This window comes from Variovorax sp. 278MFTsu5.1 (genome assembly GCF_048305045.1).
GTDB lineage: Bacteria > Pseudomonadota > Gammaproteobacteria > Burkholderiales > Burkholderiaceae_C > Variovorax > Variovorax guangxiensis.
The window spans coordinates 5,841,197-5,854,087 of sequence record NZ_CP157622.1; the positions used below are offsets into that span (position 1 = coordinate 5,841,197).

The following is a 12,891-nucleotide window of genomic DNA, read 5'->3' on the forward strand; positions in this document are numbered from 1 at the left end:
TATCGGGGGGTTACCCGCCCCACTTACAATCCCTGCCGCATCACCCACCCCTACGAGGTCTTGTCCGCAATGCCCAAGAGCCCCAGGCCACGCGCCCGTTTCAGCTTCTCCCCCACCGTGCGCGCCCTGCTCCTGGCCGCGGCCACCTGTGGCGCCGCCCTTCCGGCGCTGGCCGCCATCGAGCATGAGGAAGTCGACAAGCTCATGCAGGCCGGCAAGCTCGACGAGGCCATGGCGAAGGCCGAGGCCTTCCTGAAGGACAAGCCGCGTGATCCGCAGATGCGCTTCCTCAAGGGCGTGATCCAGCTCGACACCGGCAAGCGCAACGAAGCCATCGCCGCCTTCACGCAACTCACGCTCGACGCGCCCGAACTGCCCGAGCCGTACAACAACCTCGCGGTGATCTACGCGAGCCAGAACCAGTTCGACAAGGCCCGCGCCGCGCTGGAAAGCGCGATCCGCACCAACCCCAGCTACGCCACCGCCCAGGAGAACCTCGGCGACGTGTACGCCCGGCTCGCGAGCCAGGCCTACAGCAAGGCGCTGCAGCTCGACCAGAACAACACGGCCGTGCAGCCCAAGCTGGCGGTAATCCGTACGCTCTTCACGCCGACGCCGCCCGGCGCCAAGCCGACCGCGCTGATCGCCGCCGCGCCCGCGCCGGCCCCGGTTGCAAAGGCAGCGCCTGCGCCGGCTCCGGCACCTGTCGCTCCGCCGCCGCCCGCCAAGGTCGCGTCCGCTCCCGCACCGGTGGCCGCCGCACCCAAGGCACCGGAAGCTGCACCGGCTCCCGCGCCCGCTCCGGCAGCCTCGGCGACCAACACCGCCGCCAATGCCGAAGTCGAATCGGCCGTGCGCGCCTGGGCCTCGGCCTGGGCCAGCCAGGACATGGACCGCTACCTCGCGGCCTACGGCTCCGACTTCACGCCCGCCGGCGGCCAGAGCCGCAAGAACTGGGAAGAAGACCGCCGCGCGCGCATCGTCGGCAAGTCGAGCATCAGCGTGAACATCGAGAACCTCGCGATCAAGGTCGACGGCCAGAACGCGACGGCCAGGTTCCGCCAGATCTACCGCGCGGACAATCTCAATGTTTCGAGCCGCAAGACGCTGGAGATGCAGCGCTCGGGCAATCAATGGCACATTCGCAAGGAAAGCGTCGGCGGCTAGTGGCAGACATCGTCCGGCAGGGCCGGCTTCAGCATCCCCCTTTTCGTCTGCGCAGCGGGCAGCAACTGCTCGCGGCGCTTGCCGCCGTTTCCGCACTGATGTTCGCGGCGCCCGGTGTCGCGCTGGCTTCGAACGCCGCCGGCAAGACGGCCAAGACAAGCGGCAGCGTCCACAAGGAAAAAACCAGGGCGAAGGGCCCGGCTGCCAATGCACGGTCCACGGCGCGTGCCGGTGCGGCCGGACGCCCCTCTTCCGTCAAGGAAGCGAAGGAAGCCCGCAGCGCCAAAAGCAGGAAGGCCGGTACCGCCGTTGTTGCAGCAGCCGCGACTTCGGCGACCGCCGCCAGGACCACGCGCAAGCCTGCACCCGCAGGCGCCATCCAGGAAGCCAGCAACGCCGAAGCCCGCCTGATCGCGGTCTACGAAATGTTCGGCCGCGGCCAGACCCGCCCCGCGCTGGCCAAGGCGCGCGACCTGGTGCGCGACTATCCGAACTTCCAGCTCGCGCAACTCGTCTACGGCGACCTGCTCGCGGCGCAGCTGCCGCCGTCGAACTCGCTGCCCGACACCGCCAGCATCGCGAAGATGCGCGGCAACCCGGCCATGGCCGAACTGCACGAGGAATCGAAGCGCCGCCTGCAGGCCCTGCGCGACCGCCCGCCGGCCAACACCGTGCCCTCGCAGTTCCTGGCGCTGTCCACCCGCAGCCGCTACGCCATCGCCGTGGACGCATCGCGCTCGCGGCTGTACCTGTTCGAGAACTCGGACAAGGGCCTGAAGCTCACGGCCGACTACTACATCTCGGTCGGCAAGGCCGGCACCGACAAGGTCACCGAAGGCGATGCGCGCACGCCGCTGGGCGTGTACTACATCACCAGCAGCCTCGATCCGAAGTCGCTGAAGGACTTTTACGGCGCGGGTGCCCTGCCCATCAACTACCCCAACCCGTACGACGTGCGGCGCGGCAAGACCGGCGGCGGCATCTGGCTGCACGGCACGCCGCCGCAGCAGTTCGCCCGGGCGCCGCTGGCGAGCGACGGCTGCGTGGTCATGGCAAACCCCGACCTCAGGCAGCTATTGCGAAAAGTGCAAATCGGCGCCACCCCGGTGGTGACCGCGCGCAGCCTGCAATGGATTTCGCAACCGCAGGCAGAAAAAGAATCCCAGTCAATTACAAGTGCTATCAACGGCTGGAAAGACGCCCGCGCCAGCGGAAATGAAGCGCAATTGAAGAAATTCTATTTGCCCGATTTCCAGCGCAGCAGCAAGAAATCCAATGAGGGAATTTCAGTCGTCGACGACGAAGTGAAATATGCGCAGGGCAAGCGCGTCCAGCTCAAGGACATGTCGTACCTTCACTGGAAGGACGGCGACGACACCATGGTCGTTACCTTCGGCGAAGTGTTCGAAGGCGAGAAGAGCGGACGTTCCCGTCGCCAGTACTGGTTACGCCAGGGTACCGACTGGAAGCTCTTCCACGAAGAAATCCTGGGCTGAAGCCCGGCCCGAAACCCTCCCGCCGAAGGGGCGACCCCCTCAAACTCGTGACTTTTTGCTCACGAGTTGGGCCTTTTTTGACCGTTACATCTGGGGCTTCGGACCCCATGCTACGTAACGCGTAACGGGTTTGTTCCCGTAACACCCCCGCTCCGAGCGTTCCCTGCGGCGTTACGCCACATCCCCCCTTCATGGGAGGCGCCATGTGGCCTACAGAGGGAAAAATTCGTTTCCTAATCGTTAACCAGTTGACCAGGCCACTCCTGGCTCGGGCTGGCGAGAGGCTGGCCGCTATCCTGCTTTACCCCTTTCGGCTAGCACACTCTGACGAAAGTCTTGCGGGTTTGCCTTGTTGATACACGGAGTTACGCTGTATAACATCCACCTCGCAAGCCTTTGTTAACACTTCCTGAAAGGGGAAATCATGCTTAGCTCTATTGCTCGTTTTTTGCGCGATGAAGAAGGCGCGACCGCAATTGAATATGGAATTATTGCGGGGCTTATTTCCGTTGCCATCGTTGGAGTTTTGGCAGGAGAAGATGGTCTAGGTGCCCGACTGGCCAAGGTCTTCACGGACATTACCAGTGAGTTGAAGACTACCGTCAAGTAAAAACAAGTGCCGGCATTGACCTGCTTGTTCTGGCTGCTCTGTGTTGCCGTATATGACTTCCGAAAGCGCCGTGTTCCCAACTGGCTGGTCCTGTCCGGAGTTGTCCTGGCTCTGGCAATCCTCGGCCTCGGGGCGCAGCCTTTCGGCATCGGCTGGACAGCAGCACTCGCAGGCGCCGCATCAGGCTTCGGTTTCCTCTTGCTCTTCTACGCAATGGGGCTCATGGGAGCAGGCGACGTGAAATTCGCTGGTGCTCTCGGACTTTGGGTCGGCATGTCCGCCTTGGTGCCGATCTGGATCATCGCCAGTCTGTTCGCAGGATTGCACGGAGCCCTCTGGCTCGCCCTGCAGCGCTGGCCCTTCTTCCCACGGCTTGCCCTGATCCTTTCGGGCCCGCCCTCCCCCTCCGCTGGCGGCAGATCGCCAAGCCGGGCTCGCTTCATCCCTTACGGGGCCTACCTCGCACTGGCCACGGTGGCCTGGATGTTCTGGGGACGACAGAGTTAGCAGCCATACGCCTCTGTCACCGCAGGCCATTCATTTCCCATTTTTCATGATCGCTTGCCCTCACCCTCCAGCCCGCCGCACATGATCAATTTCTCCAAAATCATCGCAGCCATCCTGGTACTCCTGGCCATCGCGCTGGGCGTCTATGCATGGATGCTGAGCCGGCAGGCGCCCGTGCCAGTGACGACAGCCGCCAACCCGGCGAACGTTCCCGCCAAGACCCAGCAGACGCTTACATACCCCGTCGTGGTGGCGTCCAAGCCCCTGCCTGCCGGCCTGGCCATTCCCGCGGATGCGCTACGCGTGGAACGGCTGACGATCAATCCCGTTGGCGCCTTCCAAGACGTGAACGTTGCGACGGGCCGAGTTCCGGTGCTCGACCTCGCCGAAGGCACGCCGGTGATGGAGAACCAGTTGGTCTCCGGTCTCGCGCTGCGCATCAACGAAGGCGAGCGTGCCGTGGCGGTCAAGGCCGACGAGGTCATGGGCGTAGGCAACAAGATCCAGCCCGGTGACTTCGTGGATGTTTTCATCACGCTCAAGTCGGACGGCAAGGACGTGGATCGCAGCCAGGCGCGACTGCTGCTCGCACGCAAGCGCGTGCTGGCTTTCGGCAGCGCCTCCGTCGACGGCCTGCAATCCAAGTCGCCGGACAAGGCAGCCGCACAGCAGGCCCAGCGCAACGAACAGGCCCGCACCGCCGTTCTCGCCGTGCCTGTCGACGAAGTGAACCGCCTGACCATCGGCGACGCCAGCGGCCGCCTGATGCTCGCCCTGCGCAACCCGACCGACATGTCGGAGCCCGATCCGAAGCTCTTCGCCGAGTTGCCCACCGCCCTGCAGCCGTCCGTTTCCAAGGCCGGCGAGCCGCGCCGCACACCTCTCGAAGGACTCGACCGCGCCCAGGCCGGCCTGACCGCCGCAGACCTCGTCACCGGCGGCAAGGGCCCGGGTGTCCGCCCGCAAGCCATCGAAGTGCGCGCCGCCACCAACGGTGCCCCGCGCGCGGCCGGTCCCGCGCGAAGCGGGCTTCAGGTCGAAGTCATTCGCGGCGAACGCAGCGAGACCGTGAGCTACTGAGCAGGCAGCCAGCCGGAATCCGCCATCCAGGAAAACAACACATGCACACCACGCCTCGCGAGCAGTCGACACGTGCCACTCGCAGCCTCATGAACACTTCCTCGCGGCTGCTGCGCCCGTCCCTGATTGCCCTGTGCGCGATGACACAAGCCGTCTGGTCCCCGGTAACGGTTGCCGCCGACGCGCAGCCGGCGCGCACACAACCGCAACGTCCCATCGTGCTGAGCGCGGGAACCCAGCAGGAGCTGGTGATCGACAAGGGCATCGACCGCATGGCCATCGGCGACGAGGCGGTGGCCGGCGTCACCATCACGCGCAAGACGCAGAGCTCGCCCGCGGCACGGCTGATCGTGACCGGCAAGGCCGCGGGCCGTACCTCGCTGATGGTCTGGGAAAAGGGCAGCGCGGCGGCAACCAGCTACGTCATCGAGGTGCGGCGACGCACGGCAACGTTGGCCGGATCGATGGACAGCATGACCGCCCACCAGCAAGCGCGCGACACCGCGTTGGCCAGCGCCGCCGACAAGGCCGATCTGATCGACCGCTCGGTCGTGAACGTGCGCAGCAGCACCGTTCAGGTCGAAGTGAAGGTCGTGGAGTTCAACCGGAGCGTACTCAAGCAGGCCGGCCTGAACATCTTCAGCACGCGTCCCAACTCGAGCGGGTTCAGCTTCGGCGTCTTCTCGCCCTCATCGCTGGCGTCCGCGACCTTCGCCTCCAACGGACAGCTCAGCGGCGAATACAACAACCCGCTTTCGCAGGCCTTCAGTCTTCTCTTCAACTTCAGCAAGGCCGGCATCGGCCTGAACGTCGGCTTCCTCGAAGGCAACGGTATGGCGCGCGTTCTGGCCGAGCCCACGCTGGTGGCGCTGTCGGGACAGAGCGCGAGCTTCCTGGCCGGCGGCGAGCTGCCAATTCCGGTGCCGCAGGGCCTGGGCACCACGAGCATCGAATACAAGCCCTTCGGCATCGGCCTCACGCTCACGCCCACGGTGCTCTCGAACGAGCGCATCGTGCTGAAGGTGGCACCTGAAGCCAGCGACCTCGACTACACCAATTCCCTGAGCCTCAACGGCGTCGCCGTGCCCGCCATCACCACCCGCCGCGCCGATACCACGGTGGAGTTGGGCGACGGCGAGAGCTTCATCATCGGCGGCCTCGTAAGCCGCACCACCACCTCGAATGCGGACAAGGTCCCACTGCTGGGCGACCTGCCGATCCTGGGCACCTTCTTCAGCAAGAACAACTACCAGATGAAGGAGAAGGAGCTGGTGATCCTGGTCACTCCGCACCTGGTCAAGCCCATCGCGCGCGGCACCGACCTCACGCCCTACCTGCCCGGCACCGCCGAGCAGCGCGACGGCGCGGTGTGGCGCTCGTACTTCCTGGGCGGCGCGATCGACACGCCCGTGCCCGGCTTCTCCCGCTGACCGACCCGACATCGATGACCCGGAACATGCATCGCAGGCTGGCACCATGAACGCACCACGCGACAGCATCCCAGAAACAGGCAGCGAGACCTATCTCTTCGCGTCGAGCAATGGCGGCCACATCACCTGGCTGACCGACGCGCTCGGCACCCTCGGCTCCGTGGTGGTCCTGCCGCCGGACACGAAGTCGATCGACGAACGCATCGCCCTGCTGGGGCCGGTGGCGGTCTTCATCGACTTCTCGCCCGACCAGGGCGCCACCGCGAGCCAGCTCCACCAGCGCCTGAAGCGCGACTGGCCCACTCTGCCGGTGCTGGCCACCGGTGTCTCCGCCGAGCCCGCCGCCATGCTCTCGGCGCTGCGCGCGGGCGTGGACGACTTCATCGACATGGCCGCGCCGCCTACCGACGCCGTGGTCACGCTGCGCACATTGCTCGAGCGGCGCAGCACGCTCCAGGGCGGCACGCGCGGCAGCACGCTCGCACTGCTGGGCGCGCGCGCGGGCCTCGGCGTGACCACGCTGGCCACCAGCCTGTCTCTCGCGCTGAACGACCAGCTCACGCAGGCGCCGCAGCGCCCGCCGGGCCGCAGCTCGCGCCATGGCGTGGCCCTGCTCGACCTGGGCCTGCCCGCACGCGACGGCCTGCTCTACCTCGACACGCAAAGCGGCTTCAGCTTCGTCGACGGCGTGCGCAACCTGCGCCGCCTCGACCAGACGCTGCTGCACACCGCGCTCGCGCACCACACCAGCGGCGTGGCGATCCTGCCGCTGCCCACGAGCCTGGCGCAGGTGCGCGAGATCTCGCATGCCGACTCGGTCTCGCTGATCAAGCGCCTCGCGGACTTCTTCGACTTCCAGATCGCCGACCTCGGCGGCTTCTCGACCATCGACTTCATGGCCCAGACCGTGCGCGAGGCGCAGCAGGCCTGGGTGGTGTGCGACCAGAGCATCGGCGGCATCGTCTCCACCGCCAACATGCTCAAGGAGTTGCGCACGCGGGGCATCGAGACCGAGCGCCTGTCGCTGGTGGTGAACAAGTTCGACAGCCACGTGGGCCTCACGGCCAAGGACATCGCCGAGCGGCTGGAACTGCCGCTGCGGCACGTGCTGCCCTCGCGCAGCGCACAGCTGCTCGCCGCCGCGAGCCGCGGCGAGATGCTGGTGCGCACCGCGCGCAGCGACCCCTACTCGCAGGCCGTGACCGGACTCGCCCGCAGCCTGCACCAGGAATACATGTCTGCCTCGGGCCAACCCCCGGCCAAGGATCCACGCTGGGTTGCGCTCATGTCGCAGGTCACCGGCCTCTGGAAGAGTTCACACGAAGGTTGAGCCCATGTCCACCGATATCGAATTCGCCGACGACGACCAGGCGTTCATCAACTCCCAGCAGTTCCAGGACATCAAGAGCTGGACGCACGACCACCTGCTCAGCCGCATCGAGGAGCTGGGCGCCGAGTTCGGCCGCTGGTCGCGCGCGTCGATCCAGCAGTTCGTCGAGCTGGAGGTCGACAGCTTCGTGCGCCTGCGCCGCGTGCCGATCAACGACCGCGAGATGCAGCTCATCTCCGACGCGCTCACCAAGGAGCTCGCCGGCTTCGGTCCGCTGGAAGACCTGCTCAACGACCCGGCCGTGGAAGACATTTTGATCAACGGCTACCAGAACGTGTACGTGTCGCGCCACGGCGTGCTGGAGCGCGAGACGGTGCGCTTCGCCGATTCGGAGCATGTGATGCGGATCGTGCGGCGCATCCTCGCGCCTCTGGGGCGCCGGCTCGACGAGTCGAACCCGATGGTCGACGCGCGCCTGCCCGACGGCGGGCGCATCAACGTCATCATCGAACCGCTGGCCATCGACGGCCTGTCGGTCTCGATCCGCAAGTTCCGCAAGGAGCCGCTCACGCCGGCCGACCTGGTGAAGCTCGGCACCTTCGACGCGGGCATGGCGCAGCTGCTGGAGATCGCGGTGCGCGCGCGCTGCAACATCCTCGTGAGCGGCGGCACCAGCTCGGGCAAGACCTCGCTGTTGAACGCACTGGCCAGCTTCATCCCGGCGCGCGAGCGCGTGATCACCATCGAGGACACGGCCGAGCTCTCGCTGGGCACCAGCCACGTGGTGCGGCTGGAGAGCCGCCCCGGCGGCTTCGACGGCCAGGGCGTGGTGTCGATCCGCGACCTGCTGCGCAACAGCCTGCGCATGCGGCCCGACCGCATCATCGTGGGCGAGGTGCGCGGCGCCGAAGTCATCGAGATGATGCAGGCCATGAACACCGGCCACGAAGGCTCGATGGGCACCATCCACGCGAGCTCGCCGCGCGAATGCCTGTACCGCCTGGAAATGCTCGCGGGCTTCGCCGGCTACCAGGGCAGCGAGGTGAGCCTGCGCCGCCAGATCGCCAACGCCATCGACTTCATCGTGCAGATCGGGCGCCTCTCGAACGGGCAGCGCCGCATCATCTCGCTGAGCGAGGTCACGGGCGTGAACGACAACGTGGTGGCGATGCAGGAGCTGTACCGCTACGAACCGATCGTCTCGCCCGACGGCGAGGAGCGTGACCGCTGGGTGTCGCTGGGCATCGCGCCGCACTCGCCGAAGATCACGCGCTTCCGCCAGTCGCTGCAGCGCGCGGCGCAGCATGGAGGAGACAACCGTGCGTGAAGGCCTGCTCGTCGCGTTCTGCATTGCGCTGCTGCTCGCGGCCGCTGGCCTGCTGCTGTGGCAGTGGGCGAAGAACCGGCAGGGGCGGCAGGCGACGGGGCGGCACCTGAGTCAGCAGATTCAGGCGTCAGCGGCGGCTTCGGCAGCCGATGCTCCGCCGATTCCAATGCCGCTGCGCGACATGCCGGGCGACGGCCTTGCCTCCAGCCTCACCACCGACCCATGGCTGGACACCGGCGCAGCCCCCGTCGCGCCGGAGCGCATCAGCCTTGTCGAACGAGTGATTCCCGGGTGGATGGTGGGCGTGATCGAGCCACGCACCATCGCCTTCGCACTCGCGGCCATCGTCGGCATCGTCGTGCTCGTAGGCTTGCTGATCGGATGGCTCGCGGCACTGGGCGTGCTGTTCCTTCTGGTGCTGCTGACGAGCTTCGCACTGTGGCTGCAGCTGCAGAAGTTCCGCCGCAAGCTGATCCACCAGCTTCCCGGCTACATCGACGCCATGGTGCGGCTGATCACCATCGGCAACTCCACACAGGCGGCTTTCCAGCTCGCGATCGCCACCACGCAGGCGCCGTTGCGCGGCCACCTGGAACGCGCGGCGGCACTGGTGCGCGCGGGCGTCGATCTCGACCGCGCGCTGCACCAGACGGCGGACAACGTGCGCATCGAGGAGATGTACCTGCTCGCCTCCATCCTAGGCCTGGGCGTGCGATACGGCGGCCGCGCCGACCTGCTGTTGGAACGCGTGAGCAACTTCATGCGCGACCGCGAGCAGGCCGAGCAGGAACTGATCGCGCTGTCTTCGGAGACGCGTCTTTCGGCCTGGATCCTGGGCCTGCTGCCGGTGGCGGTTGGTGCCTTCCTGATCCTCACTAACCCCAGCTATTTCATGGGGATGTGGAACGACGGCACCGGCCGCATCCTGATCTTTTCCGCGGTGGGCCTGCAGCTGACGGGTGCAGCGCTGCTCTACCGTCTGGCGAGGCTGGCATGACGGCGCTCACGTCCAGCCAACTGACCATCTACAGCATCGTTCTGCTGGCGCTGGGCTTGCTGGTGGGCGCCGCGGCGCTCATCGCGGCCGAGCTTCGCCGCACGCGCAGCGGGCAGGTCATCGGCCGGGCCATCAGGCAGGCGGCCGGAGCCGCCGATCCGGGCTCGAAGTCCGCCGTCGAACTCGCCGTGGATCAGGACGCCCCTCCCAAGCCCGAACTCGACCTGCCCTTCCACTGGCTGGACTCGAAGCTCGGCCGTGCGCTGGTGGCGGACGAAGACCGCAACCTCATCGACCAGTGCGGCTTTCCTTCGAAGCGGTCGCAGCTCATCTTCCTGGTCACGCGGATCTCGCTTGCCTTCGTGCTCCCGCTGCTGGCCTATGTCTTCTGGAGCGGCGGGCATGTGCGCAGCACCGTCACCATCGTCCTCGCCACCGCGACCGCCGTCGGCTTCATGGCGCCCAAGTGGGTGCTCGGCCGCATTGCCGCCGGCCGGCGCGAGCGCGCGGCGCAGGAGCTGCCCCTGTTCATCGACTTGCTGCGGCTGTTGCAAGGCGTGGGTCTGAGCCTGGACCAGAGCCTGCAGATCATGGCGACCGACTTCCGCCATGTGCTGCGGGTGCTCGGCTTCGAGCTGGCCATTGCCAACGCGCAGTACAGCCAGGGCCGCACGCGCGAGCATTCCCTGCATCGCCTCGCAACGCTGCACAGGAACGAGAACATGCGCGGCCTCGTCTCGCTGCTGGTGCAGGTCGACAGACACGGTGGCGCGGTGCAGGAGCCGCTACGCATCTACAGCGACCGGTTGCGCGAAAGCCGCCGCTCCGAGATGAAGGAACGCATCGGAAAGATCACCGTGAAGATGACAGGCGTCATGGTGACCACGCTGCTGCCGGCACTGGTCATCGTCACCGCGGGACCGGGCTTCATCGCAATATTCCGTTCACTGGGAGCCATCAGCAAATGACACCCCTCGATCTCCCCGGGCGCACGGGCCGCGCCGGCCGTCTGCTAGCCTGCGGCGTCGCGGTGGTGGCCGCCGTCGCAATCACCGGATGTGGCGCGCTCAAGGACCAGTACGCCGCTGCTGCCGATGCGCAGCAGCGCGCCTCCGCCGAAGCGGCCGCCGAAACCAAGGCAGGAGCCTCCGTCGACACCAAAGCCACCTATCTCAAGCTCGTCGAGCAGATGCAGAAGGAAGGCCTGTGGTTCGCCTCGCTGGCGCACATCGATGCACTGGAACAGCGATGGGGCGTGTCGCCCGAGTCGACCCGCATGCGCGCCGATGCCCTGCGCCAGACCGGACAGGCCGCCGCGAGCGAACAGGCCTACAAGCGCCTGGTCGGCACGCCGCTCGAAAGCGCCGGCTACCGCGGCCTCGGCCTCCTGGCCGGCACCCGCGGCAGCTTCGCCGAAGCCGTGCAACTGCTGAAGCAGGCCCAGCGACTGACGCCCACCGACGCAGCCCTGCTCAGCGACCTGGGCTATGCCAACCTGCGCGCCGGACAGATCGACGAAGCACGGTTGCCGCTGATGCAGGCGCTGCAGCTGCGCCCCGACAGCGCCCAGGCACAGTCGAATCTCGCGCTGTATCTCGAAGTCACGGGCCAGAGCGAACAGGCCGACAGGCTGATGGAAGCCAACCGCATGTCCGCCGCGGCACGCGCGGCGGTGCGCGACGCAGCGCAGCAGCTGCGCGCGGGCGGTACGACGCCTCTCGCAGCTGCCCGCGCCGCGCTGCCTTCCGTTGCCATCGTGCGCCCGCTTCCCGCCGCCACCGAGCCGGCGCGCGAAGACAGTATGGCAACGCAGCAACAGCCGCTGATGCTCAAGGCCTCGCGCTGGTCCAGCAACGGTGGCATCCGCACGGCCAGCCAGCTCAACCCCGTTGCAGTAGATGCCGCGGCCGCCATTTCGCCGACCCCGACCTCACGAGGCACCCAATGAGAAGAGAAGAAAAAAAGCAGGCGCGCGCCGTCGCTACGAACGGTCTGGCCATGCTGTCCGCGTTCGGCATCGCAGCCGTGCTGATGGCTTTCGGACCCGCGGTGAAGGCACAGCAGCAAGCACAGCCCACACCCGCGAAGGTCCAGGAATCGAAGGCCCCGGCCGCCGCTGGTACCGCAGGCCCGGCCACTCCCGACCCGACGCCCGCGCAGGGGCAGGAAGGGATGGACGAGGAGGACTACGTCATATACGAACCGCTTCAGGTGGGCGACGCCACGCATGATCTGTTCGCATGGCAGCGCGGCGGCGAGATCGCCTCCACAACGCCGCGTCCTATTGCGGGCAATGTCGCGACGCGCAGCTACGAACGCTACCTGAAGAGCTTCGAATTTCCCATTCCCGAGCGCATGAGCTCGACCGTCAAGCAGACGGGCAGCGGCTCAGGCTCCAGCTCCATCCCGAAGTAGGCGGCCACGCAACCAGCACAGACGCAGTAGGCGCGCCATGGACAGCTCCCTCCGACTTCGCAACCGCAACCGTGCACACGGCCAGCGAGGCGCGTACGCCGTCGAGTTCGCCATGGTGTTCCTGATCTCCTTTTCCCTGCTGTACGGCGTCATCACCTACGGCATGCTGTTCGCGTTCCGCATGGGGTTGCAGAACGCTGCGGAAGATGGTGCCCGCGCGGCGTTGCGCTACCAGCCCACTCTGAATAAGCGTAAGGATCAGGCCACGGCGACTGCAATGTCCAGCAGCAGCTGGATGCCGAGCAAAGTGGCTCCAGGCGTCGAAGCAACAGTGTGCGAGGTGCTGACGAACAACTGCGCAAACCCCGCATGCACTACTTGGGATACACGATGCCAGATGATCGTGACCGTCACGGCCAACAATCTGCAGCAATTGCTGCCACCCTTCCCCAGCTTTGCAATGCCTGACCAGATTGTCGGCAAGGCAAACATGCTCCTCGATGGGAGAGTTCCTTGACTGCTGGTCGATATT

General features: G+C 66.6%; 13 protein-coding genes. All 13 read left to right on the plus strand.

The window, feature by feature from the left end; translation table 11 throughout:
* Nucleotides 1–69: 69 nt before the first annotated feature.
* The gene (locus ABL844_RS27210; RefSeq protein WP_418129625.1) at nt 70–1,167 is read left to right on the plus strand and encodes a tetratricopeptide repeat protein; all 1,098 of its coding nucleotides are present in this window, start codon (nt 70–72) and stop codon (nt 1,165–1,167) included.
* Nucleotides 1,134–2,663 (plus strand): L,D-transpeptidase family protein, encoded by a 1,530-nt coding sequence (locus ABL844_RS27215; protein WP_418129626.1) that lies wholly within the window; start codon nt 1,134–1,136, stop codon nt 2,661–2,663. Before ABL844_RS27210 ends, ABL844_RS27215 begins: the two co-directional genes overlap by 34 nt.
* Before the next feature lie 424 nt (nt 2,664–3,087).
* Nucleotides 3,088–3,273 carry a Flp family type IVb pilin gene (locus tag ABL844_RS27220; protein WP_418122714.1) on the plus strand — a complete coding sequence of 62 codons (186 nt, stop codon included), beginning with the start codon at nt 3,088–3,090 and terminating at the stop codon, nt 3,271–3,273.
* Between the two features lie 24 nt (nt 3,274–3,297).
* The gene (locus ABL844_RS27225; RefSeq protein ID WP_418129627.1) at nt 3,298–3,780 is read left to right on the plus strand and encodes an A24 family peptidase; all 483 of its coding nucleotides are present in this window, start codon (nt 3,298–3,300) and stop codon (nt 3,778–3,780) included.
* A gap of 81 nt (nt 3,781–3,861) precedes the next feature.
* Entirely contained in the window at nt 3,862–4,860 is a 999-nt protein-coding gene (cpaB, locus tag ABL844_RS27230; RefSeq protein ID WP_418129628.1) for a Flp pilus assembly protein CpaB, read from the plus strand.
* Nucleotides 4,861–4,901: 41 nt separating this feature from the next.
* Entirely contained in the window at nt 4,902–6,290 is a 1,389-nt protein-coding gene (locus tag ABL844_RS27235) for a type II and III secretion system protein family protein (protein ID WP_418129629.1), read from the plus strand.
* A 46-nt stretch (nt 6,291–6,336) separates the two neighbouring features.
* The gene (locus tag ABL844_RS27240) at nt 6,337–7,620 is read left to right on the plus strand and encodes an AAA family ATPase (protein ID WP_418129630.1); all 1,284 of its coding nucleotides are present in this window, start codon (nt 6,337–6,339) and stop codon (nt 7,618–7,620) included.
* A gap of 4 nt (nt 7,621–7,624) precedes the next feature.
* Nucleotides 7,625–8,947: a CpaF family protein gene (locus ABL844_RS27245; RefSeq protein ID WP_418129631.1), complete on the plus strand. Its 1,323-nt coding sequence runs from the start codon at nt 7,625–7,627 to the stop codon at nt 8,945–8,947.
* The gene (locus ABL844_RS27250; RefSeq protein ID WP_418129632.1) at nt 8,940–9,944 is read left to right on the plus strand and encodes a type II secretion system F family protein; all 1,005 of its coding nucleotides are present in this window, start codon (nt 8,940–8,942) and stop codon (nt 9,942–9,944) included. The genes ABL844_RS27245 and ABL844_RS27250 overlap by 8 nt, the downstream gene beginning before the upstream one ends.
* Nucleotides 9,941–10,912 (plus strand): type II secretion system F family protein, encoded by a 972-nt coding sequence (locus ABL844_RS27255; protein ID WP_418122720.1) that lies wholly within the window; start codon nt 9,941–9,943, stop codon nt 10,910–10,912. Before ABL844_RS27250 ends, ABL844_RS27255 begins: the two co-directional genes overlap by 4 nt.
* Nucleotides 10,909–11,892, plus strand: coding sequence for a tetratricopeptide repeat protein (locus ABL844_RS27260; protein WP_418129633.1), 984 nt, complete (start codon nt 10,909–10,911; stop codon nt 11,890–11,892). Before ABL844_RS27255 ends, ABL844_RS27260 begins: the two co-directional genes overlap by 4 nt.
* Nucleotides 11,889–12,359, plus strand: coding sequence for a DUF3613 domain-containing protein (locus ABL844_RS27265; RefSeq protein ID WP_418129634.1), 471 nt, complete (start codon nt 11,889–11,891; stop codon nt 12,357–12,359). The genes ABL844_RS27260 and ABL844_RS27265 overlap by 4 nt, the downstream gene beginning before the upstream one ends.
* Before the next feature lie 37 nt (nt 12,360–12,396).
* Nucleotides 12,397–12,876, plus strand: coding sequence for a TadE/TadG family type IV pilus assembly protein (locus ABL844_RS27270; protein WP_418122725.1), 480 nt, complete (start codon nt 12,397–12,399; stop codon nt 12,874–12,876).
* Nucleotides 12,877–12,891: the final 15 nt, after the last annotated feature.

Bases quoted from the DNA above. Each gene is read 5' to 3' on its own strand.
- ABL844_RS27240 (WP_418129630.1), top strand. From the start codon at position 6,337: ATGAACGCACCACGCGACAGCATCCCAGAAACAGGCAGCGAGACCTAT.
- ABL844_RS27235 (WP_418129629.1), top strand. From the start codon at position 4,902: ATGCACACCACGCCTCGCGAGCAGTCGACACGTGCCACTCGCAGCCTC.
- ABL844_RS27215 (WP_418129626.1), top strand. From the start codon at position 1,134: ATGGCACATTCGCAAGGAAAGCGTCGGCGGCTAGTGGCAGACATCGTC.
- ABL844_RS27220 (WP_418122714.1), top strand. From the start codon at position 3,088: ATGCTTAGCTCTATTGCTCGTTTTTTGCGCGATGAAGAAGGCGCGACC.
- cpaB (WP_418129628.1), top strand. From the start codon at position 3,862: ATGATCAATTTCTCCAAAATCATCGCAGCCATCCTGGTACTCCTGGCC.
- ABL844_RS27260 (WP_418129633.1), top strand. From the start codon at position 10,909: ATGACACCCCTCGATCTCCCCGGGCGCACGGGCCGCGCCGGCCGTCTG.
- ABL844_RS27210 (WP_418129625.1), top strand. From the start codon at position 70: ATGCCCAAGAGCCCCAGGCCACGCGCCCGTTTCAGCTTCTCCCCCACC.
- ABL844_RS27270 (WP_418122725.1), top strand. From the start codon at position 12,397: ATGGACAGCTCCCTCCGACTTCGCAACCGCAACCGTGCACACGGCCAG.
- ABL844_RS27245 (WP_418129631.1), top strand. From the start codon at position 7,625: ATGTCCACCGATATCGAATTCGCCGACGACGACCAGGCGTTCATCAAC.
- ABL844_RS27255 (WP_418122720.1), top strand. From the start codon at position 9,941: ATGACGGCGCTCACGTCCAGCCAACTGACCATCTACAGCATCGTTCTG.
- ABL844_RS27265 (WP_418129634.1), top strand. From the start codon at position 11,889: ATGAGAAGAGAAGAAAAAAAGCAGGCGCGCGCCGTCGCTACGAACGGT.